Origin of the sequence: Catellatospora chokoriensis (assembly GCF_011297315.1) — a bacterium.
GTDB lineage: Bacteria > Actinomycetota > Actinomycetes > Mycobacteriales > Micromonosporaceae > Catellatospora > Catellatospora citrea.
In genome coordinates, this window is the sequence record NZ_JAAOTI010000021.1 from 1 (window position 1) to 25,757 (window position 25,757).

At 73.2% G+C, this 25,757-nt stretch carries 23 protein-coding genes; 14 read left to right on the forward strand and 9 right to left on the reverse strand.

Annotated features, from left to right (window positions below; genetic code table 11):
• Positions 1–38: 38 nt before the first annotated feature.
• A complete protein-coding gene (gene mptB, locus HAV39_RS27675) occupies positions 39–938 on the reverse strand; it encodes a polyprenol phosphomannose-dependent alpha 1,6 mannosyltransferase MptB (RefSeq protein WP_191842135.1) in 900 nt (299 codons plus the stop codon).
• Between the two features lie 57 nt (positions 939–995).
• Between mptB and HAV39_RS27680 the strand changes: the two genes are divergently transcribed.
• On the forward strand, positions 996–1,436 hold the full coding sequence (locus HAV39_RS27680; protein ID WP_239120145.1) for a guanyl-specific ribonuclease: 441 nt from the start codon (positions 996–998) through the stop codon (positions 1,434–1,436).
• Positions 1,437–1,440: 4 nt separating this feature from the next.
• On the opposite strand, the gene HAV39_RS27685 is transcribed toward HAV39_RS27680, so the two are convergent.
• Both HAV39_RS27685 and HAV39_RS27690 read right to left on the reverse strand, forming a co-directional pair.
• Positions 1,441–2,511: a polyprenyl synthetase family protein gene (locus HAV39_RS27685; protein ID WP_191842136.1), complete on the reverse strand. Its 1,071-nt coding sequence runs from the start codon at positions 2,509–2,511 to the stop codon at positions 1,441–1,443.
• A 9-nt stretch (positions 2,512–2,520) separates the two neighbouring features.
• Entirely contained in the window at positions 2,521–3,786 is a 1,266-nt protein-coding gene (locus HAV39_RS27690) for an NsdA family TPR-like regulatory protein (protein WP_191842137.1), read from the reverse strand.
• 553 nt (positions 3,787–4,339) lie between these two features.
• Here HAV39_RS27690 and HAV39_RS27695 point away from each other — a divergent pair.
• From HAV39_RS27695 to HAV39_RS27705, 3 genes are all read left to right on the forward strand, one after another.
• Entirely contained in the window at positions 4,340–4,624 is a 285-nt protein-coding gene (locus tag HAV39_RS27695) for a hypothetical protein (RefSeq protein ID WP_191842138.1), read from the forward strand.
• A gap of 110 nt (positions 4,625–4,734) precedes the next feature.
• Positions 4,735–5,655, forward strand: a complete 921-nt coding sequence (gene metF / locus HAV39_RS27700; RefSeq protein ID WP_191842139.1) for a methylenetetrahydrofolate reductase [NAD(P)H] — start codon at positions 4,735–4,737, stop codon at positions 5,653–5,655.
• Between the two features lie 46 nt (positions 5,656–5,701).
• On the forward strand, positions 5,702–6,391 hold the full coding sequence (locus HAV39_RS27705; RefSeq protein ID WP_191842140.1) for a CDP-alcohol phosphatidyltransferase family protein: 690 nt from the start codon (positions 5,702–5,704) through the stop codon (positions 6,389–6,391).
• A 12-nt stretch (positions 6,392–6,403) separates the two neighbouring features.
• Here HAV39_RS27705 and HAV39_RS27710 read toward each other — a convergent pair whose 3' ends face one another.
• From HAV39_RS27710 to HAV39_RS27720, 3 genes are read right to left on the reverse strand one after another with little or no spacing between them, the layout of a single operon-like run.
• Positions 6,404–6,946, reverse strand: coding sequence for a GNAT family N-acetyltransferase (locus HAV39_RS27710; RefSeq protein WP_191842141.1), 543 nt, complete (start codon positions 6,944–6,946; stop codon positions 6,404–6,406).
• The gene (locus tag HAV39_RS27715) at positions 6,943–7,431 is read right to left on the reverse strand and encodes a YbaK/EbsC family protein (protein ID WP_120316139.1); all 489 of its coding nucleotides are present in this window, start codon (positions 7,429–7,431) and stop codon (positions 6,943–6,945) included. Before HAV39_RS27715 ends, HAV39_RS27710 begins: the two co-directional genes overlap by 4 nt.
• 46 nt (positions 7,432–7,477) lie before the next feature.
• The gene (locus tag HAV39_RS27720) at positions 7,478–8,458 is read right to left on the reverse strand and encodes an EamA family transporter (protein ID WP_191842142.1); all 981 of its coding nucleotides are present in this window, start codon (positions 8,456–8,458) and stop codon (positions 7,478–7,480) included.
• A gap of 473 nt (positions 8,459–8,931) precedes the next feature.
• Between HAV39_RS27720 and HAV39_RS27725 the strand changes: the two genes are divergently transcribed.
• The 4 genes from HAV39_RS27725 to HAV39_RS27740 all read left to right on the forward strand — a co-directional run bounded on the left by HAV39_RS27725 (position 8,932) and on the right by HAV39_RS27740 (position 15,619).
• Positions 8,932–9,357, forward strand: a complete 426-nt coding sequence (locus tag HAV39_RS27725; protein WP_120316138.1) for an SAV_6107 family HEPN domain-containing protein — start codon at positions 8,932–8,934, stop codon at positions 9,355–9,357.
• A 158-nt stretch (positions 9,358–9,515) separates the two neighbouring features.
• A complete protein-coding gene (locus HAV39_RS27730; protein ID WP_191842143.1) occupies positions 9,516–10,286 on the forward strand; it encodes a hypothetical protein in 771 nt (256 codons plus the stop codon).
• Positions 10,287–10,395: 109 nt separating this feature from the next.
• Complete coding sequence (locus tag HAV39_RS27735; protein ID WP_191842144.1) at positions 10,396–11,925, forward strand: DNA polymerase Y family protein; 1,530 nt, start codon at positions 10,396–10,398, stop codon at positions 11,923–11,925.
• Between the two features lie 394 nt (positions 11,926–12,319).
• Positions 12,320–15,619: an error-prone DNA polymerase gene (locus HAV39_RS27740; RefSeq protein ID WP_191842240.1), complete on the forward strand. Its 3,300-nt coding sequence runs from the start codon at positions 12,320–12,322 to the stop codon at positions 15,617–15,619.
• On the opposite strand, the gene HAV39_RS27745 is transcribed toward HAV39_RS27740, so the two are convergent.
• The 3 genes from HAV39_RS27745 to HAV39_RS27755 all read right to left on the reverse strand — a co-directional run bounded on the left by HAV39_RS27745 (position 15,599) and on the right by HAV39_RS27755 (position 19,696).
• A complete protein-coding gene (locus HAV39_RS27745; RefSeq protein WP_191842145.1) occupies positions 15,599–16,006 on the reverse strand; it encodes an HIT family protein in 408 nt (135 codons plus the stop codon). The genes HAV39_RS27740 and HAV39_RS27745 overlap by 21 nt on opposite strands.
• Before the next feature lie 100 nt (positions 16,007–16,106).
• Positions 16,107–18,551, reverse strand: coding sequence for a tyrosine-type recombinase/integrase (locus HAV39_RS27750; protein WP_191842146.1), 2,445 nt, complete (start codon positions 18,549–18,551; stop codon positions 16,107–16,109).
• Complete coding sequence (locus tag HAV39_RS27755) at positions 18,548–19,696, reverse strand: tyrosine-type recombinase/integrase (RefSeq protein ID WP_203736069.1); 1,149 nt, start codon at positions 19,694–19,696, stop codon at positions 18,548–18,550. Before HAV39_RS27755 ends, HAV39_RS27750 begins: the two co-directional genes overlap by 4 nt.
• Positions 19,697–19,891: 195 nt before the next feature.
• Here HAV39_RS27755 and HAV39_RS43360 point away from each other — a divergent pair, with 195 nt between their 5' ends.
• From HAV39_RS43360 to HAV39_RS27780, 6 genes are all read left to right on the forward strand, one after another.
• A complete protein-coding gene (locus HAV39_RS43360; RefSeq protein WP_275413896.1) occupies positions 19,892–20,023 on the forward strand; it encodes a hypothetical protein in 132 nt (43 codons plus the stop codon).
• Between the two features lie 111 nt (positions 20,024–20,134).
• Positions 20,135–21,436: a chymotrypsin family serine protease gene (locus HAV39_RS27760; RefSeq protein WP_191842148.1), complete on the forward strand. Its 1,302-nt coding sequence runs from the start codon at positions 20,135–20,137 to the stop codon at positions 21,434–21,436.
• Positions 21,437–21,463: 27 nt separating this feature from the next.
• Entirely contained in the window at positions 21,464–22,189 is a 726-nt protein-coding gene (locus HAV39_RS27765) for a PASTA domain-containing protein (RefSeq protein WP_191842149.1), read from the forward strand.
• 83 nt (positions 22,190–22,272) lie between these two features.
• Positions 22,273–23,028, forward strand: a complete 756-nt coding sequence (locus tag HAV39_RS27770) for a methyltransferase domain-containing protein (protein WP_191842150.1) — start codon at positions 22,273–22,275, stop codon at positions 23,026–23,028.
• Positions 23,025–24,191 (forward strand): alkaline phosphatase family protein, encoded by a 1,167-nt coding sequence (locus tag HAV39_RS27775; protein WP_191842241.1) that lies wholly within the window; start codon positions 23,025–23,027, stop codon positions 24,189–24,191. Before HAV39_RS27770 ends, HAV39_RS27775 begins: the two co-directional genes overlap by 4 nt.
• Positions 24,192–24,372: 181 nt before the next feature.
• Positions 24,373–25,680, forward strand: a complete 1,308-nt coding sequence (locus HAV39_RS27780) for a DNA polymerase IV (RefSeq protein ID WP_275413895.1) — start codon at positions 24,373–24,375, stop codon at positions 25,678–25,680.
• Positions 25,681–25,757: the final 77 nt, after the last annotated feature.

Genomic DNA, 25,757 nt, shown 5'->3' on the forward strand with positions numbered 1-25,757 from the left:
GACTTTCCCCGCTGGTATCAGGACCTGATCTCCAAGGCTCAGCTGGCCGACAACGGCCCGGCCGCCGCCCCACCCACCCGGGGACGATCTTGCGCGAACTGCGGGGACGACACGCCCGAACCGGACAAAGGGGCAACGGTTCGCGCAAGATCGTCGTGATCTTGGCGGGGGTGGGGCAGGGATACGGCCAGGGCGGTGACGGTGAGGGCGGCGACGAGGGCGTCGTTGTGGAGGGCGGAGAGGGCGTGGACGGCGGTGAGGGGGGTGAGCAGGGCCAGCCAGTAGGCGGCGGGGGTGGGGACGCCGCAGGCGCGGGCGACCGGTGGGAGTGCCAGGGTGAGCAGGGCCACCGCGGCGAGGGTGAGCAGGCGCAGGCCGGCCAGGGCGCCGAGCAGGCCGCCGAGGGCGGTCACCGCGGCGGTGAGCAGCACCGCGACCGGACCGTAGGGGGTCGGGGTGTGCCACCACAGTTCGGGCACCGCCGCGGTCCAGGGACAGCCGCCGTCGGCGACACCCATCGCGTACGGGTCCAGGCCCGCGCGCCACAGCCAGCCCTGGCAGGCGTACGCATAGGCGTCGCGGCTGCCCAGCGGCGGCGCGACCAGCAGCGGAGCGGCCCACGCCGCCCCGATCGCCAGCAGCCGCCACGCCGAGCCGTTCCACCAGCCCACGGCGCCGGGCCGGGCCGACCTGCCGGTGATCAGGTCACCGGACCGGCCCAGCCGCCACCACGCGGCCGTCCAGCCGGCCATCCCGGCCAGCCAGCACACCAGCCCCAGCGAGAAACTCCCCGGCACCGCGCCGAACCCGCCCAGCCGCAGCCCGGGCCCGGGATCGCCGCCCGGCAACGCGCCCGCCAGGTACGCCGAGACGGCCAGCAGCACGCCCGAGACGCAGCCCAGGGCGACGATGGCACGGGGGGTGGCGTGGGGGAGCACCCGTTGATGATTCCACGGTCCTTGATCGCGACCACGCGACACCGCACACTCCCTGATGTGGACAGCTACGCGACGCGGCGCAACATCACGATCGCCGCTGTGGTGGCGGTGCTGCTGATCGCCCTCATGGCGCTGGTGGGCTACTGCGCGCGTACCGCCATGACGCCCGCCCGCGACGGCGGCGCACCCGCCGCGTCGGCCGGCCGGACCCCGGTGTCGGGGCTGCCCACGGTGCCCCTGCGCGAGCTGCCCAGGGAGGCGGTCGCCACGGTCGCGCTGATCGACGCGAACGGGCCGTTCCCGTACGACAAGGACGGCACCGTGTTCGGCAACCTGGAGGGCGTCCTGCCCAAGCAGCCGCGCGGCTACTACCGGGAGTACACGGTGCCCACGCCGGGCTCACGCGACCGCGGCGCGCGGCGGCTGGTGGCCGGCCGCGACGGTGACCTCTACTACACCGACGACCACTACGACAGCTTCCGCCAGGTGCTGCGGTAGCCGATCAGGCGGCGCGGTGCACCGCGGCGTCGGCCAGCTCGCGCAGCATCTCGGCGGCCTCGGGCTCGACCGGTGCGGCCGCGAGCGCCGCGAGCGCCGTCGAGGTCAGCTCGGCGATGTACGCCTCCGTGCGGGCCAGCGCCCCCGACTCCGTGATGATCCGGCGCAGCTGCGCCACGCCCGCCTCGTCGAGGTCGGCGCTGCCCAGCGCGGCGGCGAGAGTGTCGCGGTCGGCGGGCGCGGCGTGCGCGAGCGCCATGACGATGAGGTAGGTCCGCTTGCCCTCGCGCAGGTCGTCCCCGGCCGGCTTGCCCGTGGCGATCGGGTCGCCGAACACCCCGAGCACGTCGTCGCGCAGCTGGAACGCCTCGCCCAGCGGCAGCCCGAAGGCGGAGTACGCCTCGCTCAGCGCGGCCGGGGCGTCGGCCAGCGCGGCCCCGAGCAGCAGCGGGTGCTCGACGGTGTACTTCGCCGACTTGAACCGGGCCACCTGCGAGGCCCGCTCCACCGACGTGTCGGCCGAGGCCTGGGTGAGCACGTCGAGGTACTGCCCGATCATGACCTCGGTGCGCATCAGGTCGAAGACCGGCCGCGCCCGCGCCACGGTCACCGGGTCGAGCCCGCTCGCGTGCAGCATCTCGTCCGACCAGACCAGGCACAGGTCGCCGAGCAGGATCGCCGCCGCGGCGCCGAACCCGGCCGCCCCGCCCTGCCACCGCTCGCGGTCGTGCAGCATCGCGAACCGGCGGTGCACCGCGGGCTCGCCGCGGCGGGTGTCGGAGGCATCCATCAGGTCGTCGTGCATCAGGGCGCTGGCCTGCACCAGCTCCAGCGCGGCCAGCGCGGACACCACGTCGTCGCGGTCCTCGCCGCCCGCGCCGCGGTAACCCCAGTAGGCGAAGGCGGGGCGCAGGCGCTTGCCGCCGCCCAGCACGAAAGCCTCCACGGCGTCTGCCAGCGGGCCCAGGCCGGCGTCGATGCCCGCCATGTGCGCCCGGCGGTCGGCCAGGAAGACCGCGAGGGCCTTCTCGACCCGCGGACGCAGCGCGGCCCGGTCCACCGGGTGAATGGTCATGGGACGAACTTAGTTCACTCCCGGCCGTGTGGATGACCCCGGTAGGTATGACGTGAGCTGGGTGATCAGTTCACTCAAGTCACGAACCGCCCGGGTCTGCGGCCGGGCCGCCAGCCGCACCGACAGCTCGCGGGTCTGCTCGGCCGCCCGCACCGACCCGGCGCGCACCGCCTCGACCGCCGCGTCCGCGCCGACCGCGCAGGCCTGCTCCACCTCGCCGACGCCCAGCAGGGCCCGCGCCAGCCAGCCCGCATAGACCGCGCGGGTGCGCGGTTGACCGCGCCGCGGCCGCCGCAGGCCCGGCTGCTCCAGCAGCGGCAGCGCCCGCGCGGGCCGGTCCAGCGCGACCAGGCAGCGGCCCGCCATCGCGGCCAGCTCCGCCGGGTCCAGCCAGTACAGCCAGGACGGCTCGTGCTCCGCGCGGACCCGGTCGCCGAGCCGCCGGGCGACCAGCAAGCCGTCCTGCGCGGCGCGACCGTCCCCGGCCCGTGCCGCGGCCAGCGCCGCCCGGTGCGCGAGCAGCGCCCGCAGGCCGGGGCTGCCGTCCTGGCGGGCGCCGGCCGCGGCGATCCGGGCCAGCCGCCAGGCCGCCCCCGGATCCGCCTCGCAGAGCAGATGGCTCGCCCCGCCCAGCACGTGCGCGCCCAGCGCCGGATCGCCCGCCTCCATCGCCAGCACCAGCCCCGCCCGGTATGCCCGCAGCGCCGCCGTCCGGTCCCCGGCGTCGGCGGCGGTCCACCCGGCCAGCTGGGCCAGCTCGGCGACGGGCCGCAGCAGCCGCCGCCGATCCGCGCCACGGGCGCGGTGCAGCCGGTCCGCCGCCTGCGCCCAGCACCGGCGCGCCACCGGGGCCAGATCTGCCCCGCCCACGAGATCGTCCATCCGCCGCAGCTCGGCGATGTGCCGATCGAGCTGCCCCGCCGCGCGCCGGTCCGACGAGCCCCGAGACTCGCCCGGCGCGGCGTCGCCGTGCACGGCGTGGCGCAGCCACCGCTCGGCGAGTTGCTGCAACCGGGTGACGCCGTCGGCGGGAGCCGGCCGGTCGACCGGGTGGGCGGCGGCCAGCCAAGCGGGCGGCAGGTCGAGCACGAGCGCGAGCCAGGCCAGCCACTGCGCGCCGGGCAGCCGGTCACCCCGCTCCCAGCGGCTCACCTCGTGCCTGGTCACCGTGGTGGCCCCGGCCGCCGCGCAGAGCAGCGCGGCGAGCCTGGTCTGGCTGTACCCACGACGGCGTCGGGTATCGGCGATCAGTCTGCCCAGCGGTGGACGGGACACGGCGGCCTCCAGGCTCGTCCCACGGCATAACCGGACACAGCCGACCCCCGGCGCAGGCCCCCATGCGCCGACCCGTTTCTACCGTCCGCGTACGACAGTCCGGCCGCCCCCAGCCCGCCGCCGAGGGGCCATGATCGTTGTCTCGCGCCGGAAAGCGTGGTCTGGCGTCACTTTCGGACACGAGGCAACGATCATCGCGAGGCGAGCCGCGTCGCCGCGAGCTGCCGGACCTCCGGCGTCTCGATCGGATCGGGGGTGAGGGCGCGGATTTCGGCGATTGGGCTATTGACAGTCCTTGACCTCGCATGATGGGGAGCGCTCGGGCCGCGCCGTAGATGTTCGCGCTGGTAGGGGCCGTGTAAGGACTCGAAGTGCCCTGGCCCCGTCACATCTTCGTGCTGGCCCCTCCCGTGGGGCGGAATCTTCGCTGTGATGAACGGGCTCGCGCTGGTGGACGGCACTCCCGCACCGGTGTGAGCCGCCGGGGCGGCGCGTCACTCCCATGGCCTGCGCCGCCCCGGTGCCCTTCGTCGCATACACCCTGGAGGGTTTGATGGATCTGCCCCCGATCGACTGGGAGAACCCGCCGCTCGATCCGCCGGAGCGGGTGGTGCAGCCGCTGATGTGGCGGCTGGCCGCGCGGCTGCTGCACGACCACGTGCCGGGGGCGGGTTTCCGGCCGCCGGTGCACCGCTGCCGGGTGTGCGAGCTGCCGTGGCCCTGCCCGGCGCGGCGGTATGCCGAACGCGGGCTGCTCGCCGCCTGCCACCACCCGGCGGTGGGGCGCGGGTCGGCCTCGTTCGCGGACTGGTTCCTCACCGGCGAGGAGCCGCGGTGAGCGCGCCGGCTGGGGCGGGAGGGGCTGGTGAGCACGGTCACGTCGGCGGGGCGCACCACGCACTGGGACGAATCAGCTCCTCAGGCCGGTCGGCCGATAGAGTCGGCAGGGTGACGCTGCGTGCTCCATCGACCATGCCGGGACCCCGGCCGACTGTCCGCGAGCTGCTGACGTCGGGGGAGCCGACGTTCTCGTTCGAGTTCTTCCCGCCCAAGACCGCCGACGGCGAACGTGTGCTGTGGCAGTCGATCCGGGAGCTGGAGTCGCTGCAGCCGTCGTTCGTCTCCATCACGTACGGCGCGGGTGGCAGCACCCGGGACACGACGGTGCAGCTCACCGAGCGCATCGCGACCGAGACGACGCTGCTGCCGCTGGGGCACCTGACCGCGGTCAACCACTCGGTCGGCGAGCTGCGCAACGTCATCGGGCACTACTCCGACGCGGGCGTGCGCAACATGCTGGCGCTGCGCGGCGACCCGCCGGGCAGCGACCCGCAGGCGGAGTGGGTCGCCCATCCGCAGGGGCTGCACTATGCCGAGGAGCTGGTGCGGCTGCTGAAGGACAGCGGCGACTACTGCGTCGGGGTGGCCGCGTTCCCGGAGAAGCACCCGCGGTCGGCCGACTTCGCCTCGGACGTGCACCACTTCGTCCGCAAGTGCCGGGCGGGCGCCGACTACGCGATAACGCAGTTCTTCTTCGACTGGCAGGACTGGGCGCGGCTGCGCGACGCCGCCGCGGCGGCGGGTTGCGACGTGCCGATCATCCCGGGCGTCATGCCGGTGACCAACGTCAGCCAGATCGAGCGGATGGCGCAGCTGTCCGGCGCGGCGTTCCCGCCCGACCTGGCCGAGCGGCTGCGCGCGGTCGCCGACGACCCGCAGGCGGTGCGGGCCGTCGGCGTCGAGGTGGCCACCGAGTTGAGCACGAAGCTGCTGGCCGAGGGCGCACCCGGCCTGCACTTCATCACGTTGAACCGGTCGACGGCCACCCGCGAGGTGTGGCAGCGGCTACGGGTGGGCGCCGCGGTGTAGCTCCCACCCGGGTGGCCTGCCAGGGCAGGCGGACCGGGAGTGGAGCATGACGGCGCCGACGACGGGCACGAGCTGGGACGGGTACGTCTCCGGCTGGTCGAACTCGCACGACGGGTACGACCCGCGCCATGCGGGTCCGCTGCTGCGCAAGTGGCTGCGTGCCGCGTTCACGGTCAGCGGGGTGCTGGCCAGGTTCGGCGCGCGGCCCGCGTACGCGATGACGGTCGCCGCGGCCTGCGCGGTGCTGGTGCCGGTCATCGCGGCCCGCGGCGGTTCGTGGCCCGCGCTGGCGGCTCCGGTCCTGGGGCTGGGGCTGGCCGCGGACACGGTCGGGCAGACGCTGGCGGTGCTGCTGGGCAGGACCTCCCGGCTGGCCTCGTTCTACCGCACCATGCTCGACCGGATGAGCGAGGTGTGCTGGCTGATCGCGCTGGCGACGCTCGGTGCGCAGCAGACACTGCTGCTGGCCTGCGGGGCGATGGTGTGGCTGCACGAGTACATCCGGGCCCGCGCCGGGGCGGTCGGGCTGCGGGCGGCGGGCTCGGCGACCATCGGCGACCGGCCCACCCGGGCCTGGCTGACGCTGCTCTCACTGCTGCTCGCGGCCGCGTCGACGGCCCAGGTCGGTCCCGATCTCGCGGCCGGCGTCGTGACCATGGTCCTGGTCCTGTGGTTCTCCCTGGCCGTGCTGGGCCTCGGCCAGCTCCTCACCGTGGTCCGCAAGGTCCTGACCTGACCCGGCGCCCGGTCAGCGGGTCATCGGGAGGGGGCGGCCGAGGACGGCGAAGGGGCGGGGGTCGCCGGGGAAGAGCAGGTGGCGGGAGACGTCCACGAAGCCGGTGCGCCGGTACAGCCGCCAGGCGCGGGACGCCTGCTCGTCGGCCTCGGGGGTGGACAGCAGCGTGGTCGCCGCGCCGGTCATCGCCAGCAGCGCCCGCAGCTGCGCCTCGCCCAGCCCGTGGCCCTGCGCGGCCGGGCGCACGTGCAGCTCGACCACCTCGAAGCAGTCGGCCAGCCAGCGCTGCCGCGCCGCAGGGTCGAGCACCGCGCTGACCTGGTCGTGCCACCACTGGCCGGGCTCGGAGTGGTAGCCGTAGGCGAAGCCGAGCAGCTGGCCCATGTCGCTCAGGCTCGCGATGGCCCGGAAGTGCGGCCGCTGCAGGTGCGTGGTGATGTAGCCGCGCCGTACGGCCAGGGCCTGGGGGTGGTACGACATGGCCTCGCCGAACACGGTCAGCACGTCGTCCATGCGCCGGCCGAGGTCGTCCGAGGTCCAGGGGACCAGCCTCATGCGACCTCCGCCGGTGTCGCCGAGGTGACCCTCAGCAGCTCCGGGTAGGTGATCGGGAAGACGGCCTGGGGCACCCCGCCGGCCGCCCAGATCTCGCCGTATCCGGCGAGCGCGGTATCGATGAGCGTGCGCACCGGCTTGGGGTGGCCGAGCGGGGCGACGCCGCCGATGACCTGGCCGGTGTGCTCGCGTACGAACTCGGGGGTGGCCCGGCGCAGCTTGGCGACGCCGAGGTCGGCGGCGACCTTCGCGGTGTCCACCCGGTGCCCGCCGGAGGTCAGCACGAGCAGCGGCTCGCCGTCGACCTCGAAGATCAGCGAGTTGGCGATCTGCGCGGCCTCGACGCCCAGGGCGGCGGCCGCGGCGGCGGCGGTGTGCACGCCGTCGTCCAGGACGATCACCCGGCAGCCCGCGCCGGTGTGGTCCCGGGCGTCGGCGGCGTCGAGCGCGTGCTGGACTGCGATCACGTTCGGGTGCGACAACATCACTCGATCCATGTCTTCCGTCGGTCAGCGGGTGCTGTTCACGCGGTCACGTTCGGGCCGCGACCGCATGGGCCTCATTCTGCCCCAGCGGCACCGGCTCGATCGCCGCCGCCACGGGCACCCGGGCGGTCTCGGCCAGCGCCACGCCGACCAGCAGCAGCGCGCCGCCGGCGAGCTGCGCCGGGTTGAGCCGCTCGCCCAGGGTGAGCCAGGCGACCGCGGCGGCGAGCACCGGTTCGATCATGCCGAGGATGCCGACGCTGGTCGCGGGCAGGTGCCGCAGCGAGCCGGCGATCAGCAGGTACGGCACGATGGTGCCGAGGATCAGCAGGTAGGCGCAGAGCAGCCAGAGCGGGGTGCCGCCGTCGGTGTGCCCGGCCAGCGCGCGCCAGTCCGGGGCGGTGCCGCTGACGGCCCGGAAGAGCAGGCCGGCCACGGCCGACACGCCGAACGCCCAGCCGGTCAGCGAGACGGTGTCACGGCTGGCGACGCCTTTCGCGCCGAGGATGAAGTACGCGGCGAGCAGCACGGCCGCGCCGATCCCGGCGAGCACGCCGACGCCGTCCAGGCTCAGGTCGCCCCAGACCTCCGCGACGCAGGCGAGGCCGAGCAGGCACAGGGCCAGCCCGGCCCACAGCCGCGGGCGCACCGGGCGGCGCTGGCCGAAGCGGGCCCACAGCGCCACGAACAGCGGCGCCGTGTATTCGAACAGCAGCGCGACGCCGACCGGCATGCGGGCGATGGCCACGAAGTAGAGCATCGGCACGGCGAGGAAACCGGTGATGCCGTACGCGATGAGCAGCGGTAACTGCCGTGCGGTGAGGGCGAACCGGCGCAGCCCTGGGCGCAGCGCCGCGCCCAGCACGAGCAGCCCGGCGCAGGCGCCCAGGGCGCGCAGCGTGGTCAGGTCGGGTGCGCTGACCCCGGCTCGCAGGATCAGCTTGGAGACGGTGCCGTTGACGGCGAACAGCAGGCTGGCCAGCGTGACCATGGCGATGCCCAGCGCGGGACGGGGACGGAACGGCACTGTTCGAGGCTACCTGTTGTCATGTACGGATTCGCATCTGGTCCTTACCTTTGCGGTCCGGATGGTGACACGGCGCGGGTCAGGGTTTACAACGCGATTTTTTCGAACTAACGTTCTACTCGTTGTTCGGACAAGTGTTCGATCATGTCTCGGGGGGAGCGGTTCGCAACCGCGAACCCCGGGCCGGTGTTCGCGGCACCGACCCAGGTCACCGGAGATTCGCGGCTCCGGCGGCCGACCAGGCGGGTGCCATCCGCTGCCCATCGACCCCCGGGCAGCGGATGGCCGCCCGACCGGCGAGCCGGTCCGGGCGTGGCGTGGGGAAGCTCCACGCCCGGCCGGCAAGCGCTACACCACGTTCTTCCTCCGTGGCTCGGAAAGCGGGCGGTCGCCCGACCCCGGAACGATCCGGGTCCGCGTGACAGCCCTGGGGTTCGGCCGGGTATAGGCCGACGATGGAGGGAGCCGCCGACATGAACGCCACGACGAAGGTGCCGGCCCATCTGCTGCCGCACCGCACTCCGATCGAGCTGATCGTCCTCGCCCGCCGCGGGCTCGCCGAGGCCCGGGAAACCGGGGGCCACGCGCAGCGCTACGCCACCGCCCACCTCGCCGCCCTGCGTGCCGCGGCCGCCGTGATCGCCGCCCGGGCCCTGCCCGCGCCCGCCCGGCGCCGCCAGATCACCAGCGTGTGGGTGCTGCTGGCCATGGTCGCTCCCGAGCTGAGCGCCTGGTCGTCCCTGTTCTCGTCCGGCGCGGCCAAGAGATCCGCCGCCGAGGCCGGCATCGCCCGGGTCACCGCCGAGGAGGCGGACACCCTGATGTTGCAGGCCGGCCACTTCGTCGACCTGGTGCAGGAGGCGCTGGATCTCGCGATCCAGCCCGTGCTAGCGAGCTGACGCTCACGAGGTGAATTCGGGTCCGCGGGGGCGGGCCCGCGCCCGACCGGGCGCACCTCGGACAGCTCGTCCCCGGCGCCGCCCGCCTGCGGCAGCCGGGGACGAGCCACCGGGGAACAGGACGACCGATATCCACGCACGACGGGGGGATGAACGCCATGACGGGGCTGAGCCAGGCCCGGTCAATGGAGTTGCAGCACGCTTCGGTGCGGCGAGCCAGCGACCTCACCGACGAGCAGGCCGGGCTGGGCACGGACCGGATGCTGCCGGTGCTGCCCGAGCTGCGCGAGCTGCTGCCCGGCCGGGGGCTGCGCCGGGGCAGCACGATCGCGGTCGCCTCGACCGGCGCGCCCGACTGCGGCGGCACCACCTCGCTGCTGCTGGCCCTGCTGTCGGCCGCATCGTCCGCCGGTTCCTGGTGCGCCGTGGTCGGGCTGCCGAGCCTGGGCCTGGCCGCCGCCGCGGAGATGGGCATCGCCCTGGACCGGCTGGCGCTCGTGCCGCACCCCGGTCCGCAGTGGACCGCGGTCGTCGGCGCGCTGCTCGACGGGTTCGACGTGGTGGTGGCCGCCCCGACCGGGCCGGTTGCCGCGTCCGTACGCCAGCAGCTCGCCGCCCGCGCCCGCCAGCGCGGCAGCGTGCTGGTGCCGTTCGGCGGCGGGTGGGAGGGCGCCGATGTGGTGCTGTCCCCGGTTGAGGGCATGTGGATCGGGCTGGGCCGGGGCCATGGCCGACTGCGCGCCCGCGAACTGACCGTCTCGGCCCGAGGCCGGGGCGCCGCGGGCCGCCCCCGCCGGGTCACCATGTGGCTGCCCGCGTCGTCCGGACCGTCGGTCACCGCGCGCGAACCCGTGACCGTGTCGCCGCCGCGCCCGTCGCCCCAGGCCGAGGGGCAGAGCCGGGGCCACCTGCGAGTGGTGCAGGGATGACCGCGCTGCCGCACCCGCTTCGGAGGCAGTCGCGCGGCGTCGCGAGTGAGGCGCCACCGTGGGTGGTGCCGCACCCGGACGGCCGGGCCCGACCGCCGGTGGTGCGTTGATGGGCGACGCCGCCCAGCGCACCATGCTCGTCTGGTGTCCGGACTGGCCGGTCATCGCCGCCGACCTGCTGGACGGGGTGCCCGCGCACCGGCCCGTCGCGGTGCTGCACGCCAACCGGGTCGTCGCCTCGTCCGCCGCCGCCCGTGCCGAAGGGGTGCGCCGCGGCCTGCGCAAACGCGAAGCACAGAGCAGGTGCCCGCAGGTGATCGCGATCGACTACGACCCGGTCCGCGACGTACGGGCCTTCGAACCCGTGGTCGCCGCCGTCGAGGAGATCGCCGCCTCGGTGGCGGTGCTGCGCGCGGGCGTCTGCGCGTTCGCCGCCCGCGGCCCGGCCCGCTACTTCGGCGGCGAGGAGGCCGCCGCCGAGCGCATCGTCGAGCAGGTCGCGCAGGAGTGCGGGGTGGAGGCGCAGATCGGCGTCGCCGACGGGACGTTCGCCGCGCTGCTGGCCGCCCGGGCCGGGCGGATCATCGCCCCGGGGCAGACTGCCGCCTTCCTGGCCGCGATGCCGGTGACCACCCTGGACCGGCCCGCGTTGACCAGCCTGCTGCGGCGACTCGGGGTGCATACCCTCGGGGCCTTCGCCGACCTGCCGCCCAGCGACGTGCTGGCCCGGTTCGGGCTCGACGCCGCACTCGCGCAGCGCCTGGCCGCGGGCCGCGACGACCGGCCGCTCGCGGTCCGCCAGGCCCCGCCCGAGCTGGAGGTCGAGGAGCGCTACGACGAGCCGGTGGACCGCGTCGACAGCGCCGCCTTCGCCGCGCGGGCGCTGGCCGAGCGGCTGCACGAGCGGCTCGCCGGATACGGCATGGCGGCCACCCGGCTGGCCATCAGCGCGGTCACCGCCGACGGCCGCGAGCTGCACCGGGTGTGGCGCCACGACGGCGTGCTCACCGCGCACGCCATCGCCGACCGCACCCGCTGGCAGCTGGAGGGGTGGATCACCCAGCGCCGGATGACCGCCGGGATCATCGCGCTGCGGCTCATCCCGGACGGACTCGTCCAGCAGGCCGGACTGCAGGCCGGGCTGTGGGGCGACGTCGGGCAGGAACGCGACCGGGCGCACCGGGCACTGCACCGGGTGCAGGGCATCCTCGGCCCGGAGGCGGTGGTGACCGGGGTGCTCGGCGGGGGCCGTGACCCCGATGCGCAGGCGACCCTGGTGCCGTGGGGCGACGAGCGGGTGCCGCGGCAGCCTGCCGGCCCGTGGCCCGGCAGGCTGCCGCCGCCCTCGCCGGCCGTGGTGCTGCCGGAGCCGCTGCCGGTGCAGCTGCTTGACGCCTCCGGCGAGGTGCTGCGGGTCAGCGCCCGGCTGGAGCTCAGTGCCCCGCCCGCCCGACTGGTCTGGGAGGGCCGGAAGATCGAGGTGGCCGGCTGGGCGGGCCCGTGGCCGGTGGAGGAGCAGTGGTGGGACGGCCGCCGTACCCACCGCTCCGCCCGCCTCCAGGTCCTCCTCTCCACCGGCCGAGCCCTCCTGCTCACCCTCGACGCCGGCCAATGGTCCATAACCCTCCACTTCGACTGACCGCCGCCCCTTTCTGCGTTGATCATGAACTTATGGACGTGTTCGACGGCGTGTCGCTGCCATAACTTCATGATCAACACTGGTCGGTCGGGGCGGTTCGCGCCGACCTGGGTCGATAAACGCGCCGATCCGGCTGGCGGCGCTCATCCAGGCGGGGGCGCCGGGTCCAGGCTGCCGAGGGCTCGCCCCCGGTTCGGGCGTGGCTGGTCGACCGGCGGGCCGTCCCCGGCAAGGCGATCATGATGTTAAGGCGGCGACACGCCGTCGAACACGTACCTAAGTTCATGATCAACGCGAGGCCCCCCGGGGTGGGGGTGAGCTGCGGGTTAGTACAGTTGTTCGAGTGGGGTTCGATAGTCAGGGGCAGTTGCCGTGGGCGGAGCTCGAGCGGCGTATGCGGGGCGGCCAGGTGGTCGATCCGCTGGTCGCCGACGGCGGGGATGCGCCGGGGTTCTCGCGGAAGAGGGAGCCGTACCGGGCCGAGCGGATCGAGCGGCCGAAGACGGCGGTGCCGTACGCGGAGCTGCACTGTCACACCAACTTCAGCTTCCTGGACGGGGCCAGTGATCCGGAGGAGCTGGTCGCCGAGGCGGTGCGGCTGGGGCTGGAGGCCCTCGCCATCACCGACCACGACGGGTTCTACGGGGTGGTGCGGTTCGCGGAGGCGGCGCGGGAGCACGGGCTGCCGACCGTGTTCGGGGCGGAGCTGAACCTGGCCGGCCTGCCGCGCGGCGGGGGAGCGCCCGACCCGGCGGGCACCCACCTGCTGGCGCTGGCCAGAGGGCCGCAGGGGTATGCGAACCTGGCCCGCACCCTGTCCGAGGCGCACCTGCTGGGCGGCGAGAAGGGGCGGCCGTCCTACGAGCTGGGGAAGATCGCCGAGACGCTGCACGGGCAGGCGGTGATCCTGACCGGGTGCCGGAAGGGGGCGGTGCCGCATGCGCTGCTCACCGAGGGGGTGGCGGCGGCCGCGCGGGAGCTGGACCGGCTGAAAGACCTGTTCGGCGCGGAGAACGTGGTGGTGGAGCTGACCGACCACGCCGACCCGGCGGACGGCGACCGCAACGAGGTCCTGGCGCACCTGGCGCAGCGGGCCGGGCTGCCCGTGCTCGCCACGAACAACGTGCACTACCACGCCCCGGCGCGGCGGCGGCTGGCCACGGTGACCGCGGCGGTGCGCGCCCGCACCAGCCTGGACCAGATCGACGGCTACCTGCCCGCGGCGGCGACGGCGCACCTGCGCTCCGGCGCGGAGATGGCGGCCCGGTTCGCGGCGATGCCGTATCCGGGCGCGGACCGCGCGGTGGCGTACGCCGCGGAGCTGGGTAAAGAGCTCGCGTTCGACCTGCGGCTGGTCGCCCCGAAGCTGCCGCCGTTCACCGACGAGCACGGCAACCGCGTCGACGAGGTGGCGTTCCTGCGCGAGCGCACCTACGAGGGCGCGGCCCAGCGGTACGGGCCGCGGCAGGCGTACCCGGAGGCGTACGAGCGCATCGAGCACGAACTCAAGATGATCGAGCAGCTGGAGTTCCCCGGCTACTTCCTGGTGGTCTGGGACATCGTCCGGTTCTGCCGCGAGGTGGACATCTACTGCCAGGGGCGGGGGTCGGCGGCGAACTCGGCGGTCTGCTACGCGCTGCGGATCACCAACGTGGACCCGGTCGGCGGCGAGGGCGGGCTGCTGTTCGAGCGCTTCCTGGCCCCGGAGCGCGACGGGCCGCCCGACATCGACGTGGACATCGAGTCCGACCGGCGCGAGGAGGTCATCCAGTACGTCTACCGCCGCTACGACCGGCAGCACACCGCGCAGGTCGCCAACGTCATCTCGTACCGGCCGCGTTCGGCGGTGCGCGACGTGGCCCGCGCGTTCGGCTTCTCGGCGGGGCAGCAGGACGCCTGGAGCAAGCAGATCGACCGCTGGCACGGGGTGTCGGCCAAGGACGTCGACGGCATCCCCGAGCACGTGCTGGAGTACGCCAACGAGCTGCTCAACGCCCCCCGCCACCTGGGCATCCACTCCGGCGGCATGGTCATCTGCGACCGGCCGGTGATCGAGGTGTGCCCGGTGGAGTGGGCGCGCATGCCCGGCCGCACCGTGCTGCAGTGGGACAAGGACGACTGCGCGGCGGTCGACCTGGTCAAGTTCGACCTGCTGGGGCTGGGCATGCTGTCGGCGCTGCACTACGCGTTCGACTTCCTGGGCCAGGAGCTGGACCTCGGCGATCTGAAACCGGACGACCCCGAGGTGTACGAGATGCTGTGCCGCGCCGACACCGTCGGGGTGTTCCAGGTGGAGAGCCGGGCGCAGATGTCGACGCTGCCCAGGCTGCGCCCGGAGCGCTTCTACGACCTGGTGGTGGAGGTGGCGCTGATCCGGCCCGGCCCGATCCAGGGCGGTTCGGTGCACCCGTTCATCCGGCGCAAGAACGGGCTGGAGCCGGTGGACATCCCGCACCCGCGCATGCACAACTCGCTGGCCCGCACCCTGGGCGTGCCGCTGTTCCAGGAGCAGATGATGCAGCTGGCCATCGACGTCGCCGACTTCACCCCGGTGGAGGCCGACCAGCTGCGCCGGGCAATGGGCTCCAAGCGGTCCATGGACAAGATGGAGCGGCTGCGCGAGCGCCTGTTCGCGGGCATGGCCCGCAACGGGATCGGGCCGGAGCTGGCCGACGACATCTACGCCAAGCTCGCCGCGTTCGCCAACTACGGCTTCCCGGAGAGCCACGCGATCAGCTTCGCCTACCTGGTGTACGCCAGCGCCTGGCTCAAGCGGTATCACCCGGCGGCGTTCTGCGCGGCGCTGCTCGGGGCGCAGCCGATGGGCTTCTACTCGCCGCAGTCGCTGGTCGACGACGCCCGGCGGCACGGGGTGCAGGTGCGCCGCCCCGACGTCAACGCGAGCCTGGTGAAGGCCGACCTGGAGTGGGCGCCGGGGGACCGCTCCGGCAGCGTGCCGGGGGAGCAGCCGTCGCAGTGGGGACTGGGCGGCCCGGCCGTGCGGCTCGGCCTGGACAGCGTGCGCACGCTGGGGGAGGACGTCGCGGCACGGATCGTGCAGGAGCGCGAGCGCGGTGGGGCGTACGCCGACATGACCGATCTGGCCCGGCGGGCCGGCCTGCCCGCGACCCAGCTGGAGGCGCTGGCCACCGCGGACGCCTTCGCCTGTTTCGGCCTGGACCGGCGGGCGGCGCTGTGGGCGGCGGGCGCGGCCGCCACCGACACCCCGGACCGGCTGCCCGGCACGGTCGTCGGCGTGCACGCGCCGACCCTGCCCGGCATGGACGCGGTGGACAGGCTGGTGGCCGACGTGTGGGCGACCGGGCTTTCCCCGGACGACCACCCGATCCGGCTGGTGCGCGAGCGGCTGGCCGCGGCGGGGGCACTGCCGATCGCGCGGCTCACGGGGGTCGAGCACGGGTCCCGGGTGCTGGTCGGCGGCCTGGTCACGCACCGGCAGCGGCCGGCCACCGCGGGCGGGGTGACCTTCCTCAACCTGGAGGACGAGACCGGGATGCTCAACGTGGTCTGCTCGCCCGGCCTGTTTCTCCGGAGTAAGAAGATTATTCAGATGAGCGCTGCCCTCATCGTCCGAGGCCAGCTCGAAAGCGCTTCAGGCGTCATCAATCTGGTGGCGGACAAGGTGACGCCGTTGACGATCGCGACCAAGCCTTCATCGCGCGACTGGAGGTAGTTGTGCGCGGGGTGGCCGGTTGGCCGGGTCCTTGATCCATGACCGGATTCCCCGACCAGCCAGAGGCTCGTCAGCGTATCGGGGAACGAGATGGCAGTGCGCGTGCGGGATGCTCTGTCCGCCGACGGTTTGCACGTTCCAGCCGACGTTCCAGCCGTCCGGGCTATATTCGGCAGTGATGATCTCCTTCATCTGGTGAAGCAGCGAGGCCGTGGAGGCCCATTCCTGCTCCGTCAGGTCGAACACGGTGGGCCGGTGCGCCAGCGGAAGGACCATCGCCGAGCCGACCGGGGTTCCGGTGTCCTGGGTGAAGGCTGAGTAGCACCACTGGTCGGACAGCACGATCTGGGGTTCGACTGCGGGCAGGCAGAACGGGCACTCCGGCATCCCGCCATGTTGGCTGATCGACTCCAGTCCCGCTGTCCTCGTGACGAGATCGTGACTCGTCAGGCCCGATGGCTGCTTCGCCGATCGGTGCCTTGAACTGTCACGGTTGACGAATCACTGGCATGCCGATCATCGCTGTCTGAGCGCCTTTGCTCGATGTTCTGCGCAGGCTCGCCATCTTGTTCGCGGCGGCGTCGAGGCTGATCTGGAGTCCCTGGACTTCGCCCAGCCAGCCGTTCATGCGGGCTTCGCTGATGCGGTCGCCGAGGTTCTGGATGATCTCGGCGAGACGCTGCTGCTGGCCGGGGTCGACGTGCAGCATCGGGCAGCGGATGCAGGCGTGCTCGTGCTTGCAGGGGCTGCCGTAGGGGCGGCCGCAGGTGCCCAGTTCGAGCTTGCGGGTCTGGAAGTGCTGCTGGAACTCGTGCCACTCGTCGTCGGTGGGTTCGCGGTATTCCTGCGCGGGTCGGACCGAACGGCGCTCCTGCAGGTAGCTGCGGTAGGCGCGGATCATGTCGTCCTGGAACACCGCCAGGTATGCCTGCGTGGTCTCCAGCGAGGCGTGGCCCAGCAGCCGGGCCGCGATGTGCACCGGCAGCCCGCCGGTGACGGCGTCGGTGGCGAACATCCGCCGGAAGTCGTGCGGGGTGTAGATCAGCGGCTGGCCGGTGGCGTCCTTGAGCCCGGTGGCGGCGAGGACCTTGTTGATCAGGTTCTTGAGGTGGGTGCTGCTGATGACGTTGGGCCTTCCCCCACGACAGCGTTGGAACAGGTGCGGCAGCGGCGGCCCGGTGAGACGTTCATGCTCGTCATAACGGGTGACGAGCGGCACCGCTCCGCCGTGCTGGGCGCGCAACCGGGTGACGATGCTGGCCAGGACGCTGGCCAGTTCCGGGCTGATCAGCAGCAGGCGTTCCTCGTTCGACTTCGACGGGACGATCTGCAGCAGCGGGACGAGTTCTGCGGTGTCGGGCAGCCGGTAGGACACCAGCGCCAGGTGGGTGATCTCCAGCAGCTCTTCCACCCGGACGCCGGTGTGCCGGAACGTCTCGATGATCGCCCAGGACCAGAACATCGAGTCCTCTTCCTGCGTGGCGTTGATCAGCTTGCCGGTGTCGAGGTCTTTGACGTGCACCCACGGCTCGGCGGCCGCGCCGGCGCGGGTGACGTTGTTGTTCGGCCTCGTCCGCCGATAGGAACGGCCGCTGTGGTCGAAGACCGTGTTCATCGGCTGGGCCTGGGCGGCGGCCAGCAGCGAGGCGGTCTGCTCGCGCAGCCGGTGGGCGGTGTCGGCCAGCAGCGGCAGGTGGGGAAGCCGTTCACGGATCCGCTGGTGCATGACGGCCTGGCGCTGCTTGCGGGTCTTGAAGTGGCCCTGCACCTCCCGGCGGGTGACGGGGCTGGGCGCGGCCCAGGGCACCCAACTGGGGTCCTCGCGCGCCCACTCCGCGATGTCGAGGTAGAACGCCCTGACCTGGGTGAGCAGATGCAGCAGGTCCTGCCGCGCGATGAGCTCACCGTCCGGGCGCCTGCAGAGCTGGATGCGCTCCTTCCACGCCTGCGCGACCGACTCGGGCAGGCGCAGCGAGTCGATGCCCGGATGGTGGGCCTCGACGTCGCTCCAGAACCTGCCCGCCAGGATGCCGGCCTGCGACCTCAGCGTGCTGTAGTCGAGCGCGGCGCGGCGCTGATCGAGATAGCGGATCAGGACGTCGCGGACCGCGCTGCTTCGGATCTGGTGGTCGTCGACCAGCTCACTGGTGGGGCGTTGGCCGTGCAGGAGCCGACTGCGCATGGTGCTGCCCGGCGGGAGGATCCCCAGATCGGCAAGCAGGTCCCAGGCCAGATGCAGCCCGACGACACCGCGACCCCGCACCGACAGGCTCCACGCGAACAACTCAAGAAGATCATCAGGGGTGAGCTGGTCGACATCCCGGCCGGTATGCAGCACGATCTTGCTTAACACCGCCAACGCCTGGTCCAGGTGCATCTTGCTGATGCTCCGCCGAACGCCCACGTCGTGGACCCGCGCGAACACGTCAGGGCGCATCAACTGCCTCACCCGCGCCAGCGTGCCCCCGCACTTGAACTCGGTGAGCACGTCGTAGCTGGGCAAGACGACCCGCAGCAGGAACAATGCCGCCAGCGCGCCGGTGTAGTCCGCCCGCTGGACCTCGGCGCAGCGGCCGTCGAACGGGTCCATCTCCTCGATCCAGGACAGGTCCTTGTCCGCGCCGGAGTTGACCCATCGCTCCTGCCAGCCCCGCCCCGGATGGATCTTCAACCACGCCAGGATCTTGTTCGCGCCCCGCAGCCAGCCCTGCTGCCGATAGAGCACGCCCTTGACCCGCTGCGCCTGTTTCGACACCCCGCGCAGCTTCTCGACCTGCTGCCAGTCACCCAGCTGCGGAAGCAGTGCCAGCACCTCGCTTTTGGTAAGCACGTCGCGCGCTCCGGACCGGGGCCGGGCCAGCAGATGCTCATGGTTGACCAACTTCGGCCGGGCGATCAGGTTGACCCGCGGCACCTCGACGACGGTGGTCACGCGGCCCGGCCCCCGAACAGCACTTCGAGGTCGGCGGCCTCGTAACCGCCGATCATCGACGGCTCGACCGTCGGCGGGACCTTGCGATCCTCCAGGTGCGCGGCGACGCGGCGCACGACATCGGCTTCCTCCTCGAGCATGTAGAGATCAGCGGTCGTGCTCAGGTGCTTGTGGTCCAGGATCGTCTGGACGTCACGCAGCGACAGGTTCTCGTCTCGCGCCATCCGCAGCGAACACGTGTGCCGAAGGTCGTGCATCGACCAGTTCGTGCCCAGCAGCCCGTTGACCCGGCGGAACACCGCCCGTAACGCCTCGTAGTTCATCGGCTGCCGATGCAGGCCCTCACCGCGGTCGCGCCGGCGCAGCGTCCACCACACCGTCTGCTGCGCATCCAGGCCGCCCACCTCGGCGAGGTAGAGACGCAGCCAGACGAACGCCTCAGGGCTGGCCGGCAGCCACTGCTGCGCCCGGCTTCCCTTGCGCACGACCCGAACCAGTTGCTCACCCCAGTCCACGTCGACGCCGCGGATGCCCAGGATCTCCGACGCCCTGGCGCCGTTGGACACGGCGATCGCCAGAATCGCGCGGTCCCGGTGCGAGCCCAGCGCGGCGAACAGCTCGGCCCACAGCTCATCGGGCAGAGCGCGCGGTCTGGTCTTGGGGACCTTCGGGTTGTAACGCAGCCGACCCTCCGCCCGAAACGGCTGCAGCGGATTGTGATGGGCGTTCGCGCGCTGTCCCCGCGCCCGCTGCAGCGGCACCGGATTGACCAGCGGGCCGCCGCCGGAGTCGATCCAGAAGTCGTAGAAGCTGCGCAGCACGGCATTGCTGTGCCGAGTGGTCCGAGGCTTGTACCGATCATCGAGGTAGGCCTTGCGGGTCACTGGGTTGACGGTGCCCGCAGTGAACGCCGACCCAGTCCGAGGCGACAGCCGGGGCTTTGCCGCCTGCTGCAACCACAGCACGAAATCTTTCACGTCCTCGGAGGTCGCCCTGTCCCACTCGACCCCGATCACGCGCAGCCATCTCCACCAACGCAGCAGGTCAAAGGCGTAACTGCGTACGCTCAACGCCCCGTATCCACAGGCGAAGAAGTCTCGCAGGAACCGGGCGACCGGCTCCACCACCCGCCCGGCCTCGTCCACGACGGCCCAGGGGACAACCCCGTCCGACGCCTCGACCCTGCCCCACCGGGGCAGAACGATGGAACTCAGGTCGCGCTCTTGGCCATAACCAGGCATCACGCGACAAGAACTACCGAAGCTCCATCGCCGACGCCCCGCACCGCTTCGGCGAGTCGCTGCTTAATCCGGTCAACAGAGTGGCTGCGCTACCGCAAGGTGGCCCGGGGCAGTGCGGCGCTGCTGGTCCGGGGGCGGCTGGAGTCGGCGTCGGGGGTGCGCAATCTGGTCGCGGATCAGCTGGAGACGCTGACCGTGGCGACCCCGGTCGCCTCCAGGGATTTCCGTTAGTAGCGGATCGATTACTCGTGGTCCATAAAGGACGACCGTACGTCTTGTGTGGACGAGAATCTGTCGATAACGTTCGCTCGACCCATCACCCCTGGGACGAACGGACACCAGATGCGGAAAACGTCGTCGATCGTGGCCGGCTGCGGCCTGCTGCTGGCCATCCTGGTCACCTCCCTGCCCGCCCAGGCCGTGCCGGCGCTCACCGTGGACTGCCAGGTCGCCGCGCCGCCCGCCGGGCTCGCCGCGAGCCTGACCGCCGACCGCGCGCCCGCCTACGGGCAGTGGCTCGACACCGAGCCGGCCCGCGAGGCCAACCGCGCCGTGCAGACGGCCGCGCGGCAGGCCCTCGGGGTGACCGGGGGCAAGGAGCGCATCGCCGACCAGGTGCGCCGCGGTTACATCGGCACCGCGATCGACCACAACACGCAGACGGTGACCATCGTGGTCACCCCGGAGCAGCGCACCCGGGCGGCCTCCCTCGGCAGCGGCCTGGCCACGGCGGCGCAGGCCGCCGACGGCGCGGTCGCCATGAGGACGGCCGTCAAGGTCGGCTGCTTCTCCGCCGAGCGCCTGGCCGCCGCCGACGAACTGCTCGCGGGCCGCGCCTGGCACCCCGACGCGGCGCGGGCGACGTTCAGCTACAGCCTGCGCGCCGCGGACTCCCGCTACCAGGTCACCTTCGACCCCCGCTTCCCGGCTGCCGCGCAGGCGCTGCGGGACGCGCTGGGCGAGGTCGCCGACGTCACCGTCGACACCGCCGCGCGCACCGGCCGGCTCAACGACGGCGAGGCGCACTTCGGCGGCGCGGGCGTGCGGGTCAACTCCGGCCCGACGAACACCTGCACCACCGCGTTCGTCGCCCGGCGCAAGTCGGTCACCGGGGACACGGCGGTGTACAGCGGCGGCATCAGCGCCGGGCACTGCTTCGGCAACGGGCAGAACATCTACTCCTCGACACAGTTCTGGGGCACCGGCTCGCGCAAGAGCGACTACCCGGCGTACGACATGCTCTTCGTGGGCTCCGCCGCGGAGACCTACGACAACGTCATCCACACCGACCCGTGCTGCCCGACCCAGCGCAACATCACCGCCAAGCGCAACCCGCTGGTCGGCGACGTGGTCTGCCTCAGCGGCATGGTCACCAAGGCCACCTGCGGCGTCACCGTGATCGGCCTGAACGCCATGATCTGCGACGCCGAGGGCTGCACCGGCGGGCTCATGGAGGGCGGCCGCAACGGCGACATCATCGTGCGCACCGGCGACTCCGGCGGCCCGGTCTACATCAGATCCGGCGCCAGCAACGCCATCGCCCTCGGGATGATCGTCGGCTGCACCAGCGGCTGCCGCGGCGTCGTCGCCGAGCAGTTGACCAACATCGAGACCCACCTCAACGCGACCATCCTCACCTCCTGAGGCGGCGGCACGTAGGAAAGGCTGGACATGAGCGGACAGCGGAGCTGGCCGGCGCGGGTCGCCGCGCTGGTGCTCGCCGGTGCGGTCGCCGGTTGCGCCGCGCGCAACCTGCCGCCCGCGGACGTGCCGGAGCCGTCGGCCGACGCGGCCGTCGCCACGACCCGGGTGCCGCACGTGGTGGACGGCGGCATCGGCCTGCTGGACAAGGAGTTCGGTAAGGCCGGTCTGGTGCCCCTCGTCAAGTACGAGCCGGGGCTGCTGCTCGACCGCGGCGTCGTCGCGGTGACCGATCCGCCCGGCGGCACCAGCCTGCCCCGGGGCAGCGTGGTCCGGGTCGTGGTGGCGGGTGAGCCGGCCAGCCTCGACGAGTACATCCGCGGGCACTGGGAGACGTTCGTCGGCACCGGGATCGACGCCAAGGGCACCGTCGTGCTCGGCGTGCACGAGGGCAACGGGCTGCCCGGCGTCGTCGAAGGCGTCGAGAAGTACGTGAAGGGCAAGCCCTACCGGCTGGTGACCTGCCCGCACTCGCGGGTCGACCTGGAGAAGGTGGTCGTCGAGCTGAGCGAGCGCCGGTTCCTGCCCACCGCCGCCGCGCTGACGTTCTCGCTGAGCATCGACGGATACGCCTGCGCCGTGCAGATGCGGGCCGACCTCAGCGACGAGCAGACGGCCCAGCTGATGGAGCGGTTCGGCGCGAAGCTCGTGATCGAACGCGGCCCGGTCGAGGGCAGGCTGCGGGGTGACAGCTGACCCCCGCCGGCGGCCCGTCCCGGCGGCCCGCCGGGACGGCGTGCCCCGACGGCACGCCACCGACGGCCGCTAGGCTCGGCGGCGTGGAGCGAACTGTGGCGCAAGCCCGCATTGCGGGACCCCGTACCGCCGTGATCTGGTCGGTGCTGCGCGGTGAGCTGGCCGGACAGGACGGCCGCCCGCTCAGCGTCGTCGACGTCGGCGGCGGCACCGGCGGGTTCGCCGTGCCGCTGGCCGAGGCCGGACACACCGTGACCGTCGTCGATCCGAGCCCCGACGCGCTGGCGTCGCTGCTGCGCCGGGCCACCGACGCGGGCGTGGCCGAACGGGTGCGTGCGCTGCAGGGCGACGCCGACTCGCTCGGCGACCTGATCCCGCCCGCCGCCGCGGACCTGGTGCTGTGCCACGCCGTGTTCGAGTTCGTCGACGACCCGGACGCGGTCGCGCAGGCGCTGCACGACGCGCTGCGGCCGGGCGGCGCGGCCAGCGTCCTGGTCGCCAACCGGGCCGCCGCGGTGCTGTCCCGCGCGGTCGCCGGGCAGTGGCAGGCCGCGGCCGCGCTGCTGGCGGACGCGCAGGCCCGGGTCACCGGGCGGGACACGGTGCGGCGCCGGTTCGACCTCATCGGCGCGGAGGCGCTGCTGGCCGAGGCCGGGCTGCTCGTCGAGCAGGCACACGGGGTGCGCGTGGTCGCCGACCTGGTCCCCGGGGTCGTCGCCGACGCCGACCCGGAGGCGCTGCTGGCCTTCGAGCTGGCCGCGTCGGCCGTGCCGCCGTACCGGGACGTGGCGACCCAGCTGCACCTGCTGGCCCGCCGCCGCGGCCACACCGATCACTGACCCGCCGGGAGGCCGCCGTGTTCGTCGCGCCGAACTACGACGAGGGCACGCTCGCCGACGTGCTGCCCGGCGCGCTGGCCGCGCTCGGTGTGCCGGGCCTGCCCGACCGGCTGGGCCTGGCCGCCCGGCTCGACGGCGTACGCCGCGTCGCGGTGCTGCTCGTCGACGGGATGGGGCACCACCAGCTGCCCGCGATGGCCCCGGTCGCCCCGGTGATCGCGGCGACCCTGCGCGGCGAGCTCGGTCTGGCACTGTCGACCACCTGCGGCTTCCCGTCGACCACCCCGACCAGCCTGGTCAGCCTCGCCACCGGCGCGCTGCCGGGCGCGCACGGTGTGCTGGCGTTCAACACCCTCGTCCCGGGCACCGACCGGGTGCTCAACCACACCGTCTGGGCCGACGATCCACCACCGGCGGCCTGGGTGCCGGTGCCACCGCTGTACGCCGCCGCGGCCGCCGCCGGGATCGACACCACGGTGGTGAACCGCCCCGAGTACGCGGGCAGCGGCCTGACCACGGCGACCAGCGCCGGTGCGCGATACCTGCCCGCGGTCGACGTCGACTCCCTGGCCACCGGCATGCTCACGGCGCTGAAGGAGGCCCCGGCGCGCGCCCTCGTCTACGGCTACCACCCGCGCCTGGACAAGGCCGGCCACGAGCACGGCCTCACCTCGGCCGAGTGGGCGCAGGCCGCCGCCGAGGTGGATGTCCTGCTGGCCCGGCTCGTCGGCGGCCTGCCCGAGGACGCCGCGCTGGTGGTCACCGCCGATCACGGGCAGCTCGACGTGCCCGCCGACCACCGCATCGACGTGCACGCCGACCCGGCGCTGTCCGCCGGGGTGCGGGTGGTCACCGGCGAGCCCCGGGTGCGCTACCTGCACACCGCGCCGGGCGCGACCGCGGACGTGCTCGCCGCCTGGCGGTCCCGGGCCGGGCACGCGGCCTGGATCGGCTCCCGCGACGAGGCGATCGCCACCGGCTGGTACGGCCCGTTGGGCGAACGCCACGCGGCCCGCCTCGGCGACGTGGTTGTGGTCTGCCGCGACGACTGGGCGATCCTGGCCACCGCCACCGACCCGCCCTCGGTCGCCCGCCTGATCGCCATGCACGGCTCCCTCACCGAACCCGAGATGCGCATCCCCCTGCTCGTCCACCGCCCCTGACCGCCGCCACCCACCACTCTCACCCGGCCACGCCCTACCCGGCCGTCGGCCCGCAGTTTCGGGGAAACTGCGCGAACCGGCGACGCGTCAGCCGCAGTTTCCCCGAAACTGCACCCAGCCGGCGGTTCGCCGCCCGGCGGCGGGCGGGGTGGTGTCTTACCGGGGCGGTAGCGTCCGAGGGGTGGGACGTGCTTCCGGGGGTGGGGCGCCTAAGGGCTTCGGGCCTGACGGTGACGATGCGGGGTGCCCGTTTCTGCACATCGACATGGACGCGTTCTTCGCCGCCGTCGAGGTGCGCCGCCGCCCGGAGCTGCGCGGGCTGCCCGTGGTGGTCGGCGGCACCGGCGGGCGCGGGGTGGTCTCCTCGGCCAGCTACGAGGCGCGGGCATACGGCGTGCGCAGCGCGATGCCCACCGCGATGGCGCGCAGCCGCTGCCCGCAGGCGATCTTCATCCCTCCGGACATGGCGGCGTACGCCGAGGTCTCGCAGGCCGTGATGGCGGTGTTCCGTGACGTCACCCCGCTGGTCGAGCAGCTGTCGGTGGACGAGGCGTTCCTCGACGTGTCCGGCAGCCGCCGGCTGTTCGGCCCGCCCGCCGAGATCGCCCGGCTGATCCGCCGCCGCGTCGCCGACGAGCTTCAGCTCACCTGCTCGATCGGGGTCGCGCCGAACAAGTTCCTGGCCAAGCTCGGCTCCACCCGGGCCAAGCCGGACGGCATGCTGGTCATCCCCGCCGACAAGACGCTGAAGTTCCTGCGCCCGTTGCCGGTGTCGGTGCTGTGGGGAGTGGGTGAGCGCACCGAGGAGTCGCTGCACCGGCTGGGCCTGCGCACCGTCGCCGACGTCGCCGACGCCAGCCTGAGCCTGCTGCGTGCCGCGGTGGGGCAGTCCCTGGCCGCGCACCTGCACGAGCTGGCCTGGGGCCGCGATCCGCGCCAGGTCAGCACCGAGCACCAGGAGAAGTCGATCGGCGCCGAGGTGACCTTCGACACCGACCTGGGCGACCCGGAGGCGCTGCGCAAGACCATGCTGGCGCTGGCGCAGAAGGTGGCCGCCCGGGCCCGCGCCGCCGGACAGGCCGGGCGGACCGTGTCGATCAAGGTGCGGTTCGCCGACTTCCGGACCATCTCCCGCTCGCGCACGCTGCCCGGACCGACCGATGTGGCACACGACATCCTCGCCACCGCCTGGGAGCTGTTCGAGGCGGTGCGGGCGCAGCAGCGCATCCGGCTGGTGGGGGTGCGGCTGGAGGGGCTGCTGGCAGCGGATGGGGCGGTGCGGCAGCTGGCGCTCGGCGAGGAGGAGGACGGCTGGCGGGAGGCCGAGGTGGCCGGTGATGCTGTCATCGCCCGGTTCGGTCGCGGGGCCCTCCGTCCGGCCAGTCTTCTCGGTACGACCCGGCGTTCTGCGGGTGCGGCGGGCCCGCGGCCGCAAAATCCCGCTCCGGGCATGGTCGTCCCGCTTTCCGACCCGCCACCGCCCTCGTAGACTGACGGGTAGCAGTCGTCCGGCTGCGACACGTATTCACGGTTTGGCGATCTTCATCTGGGGAATCGGCGCTCTGT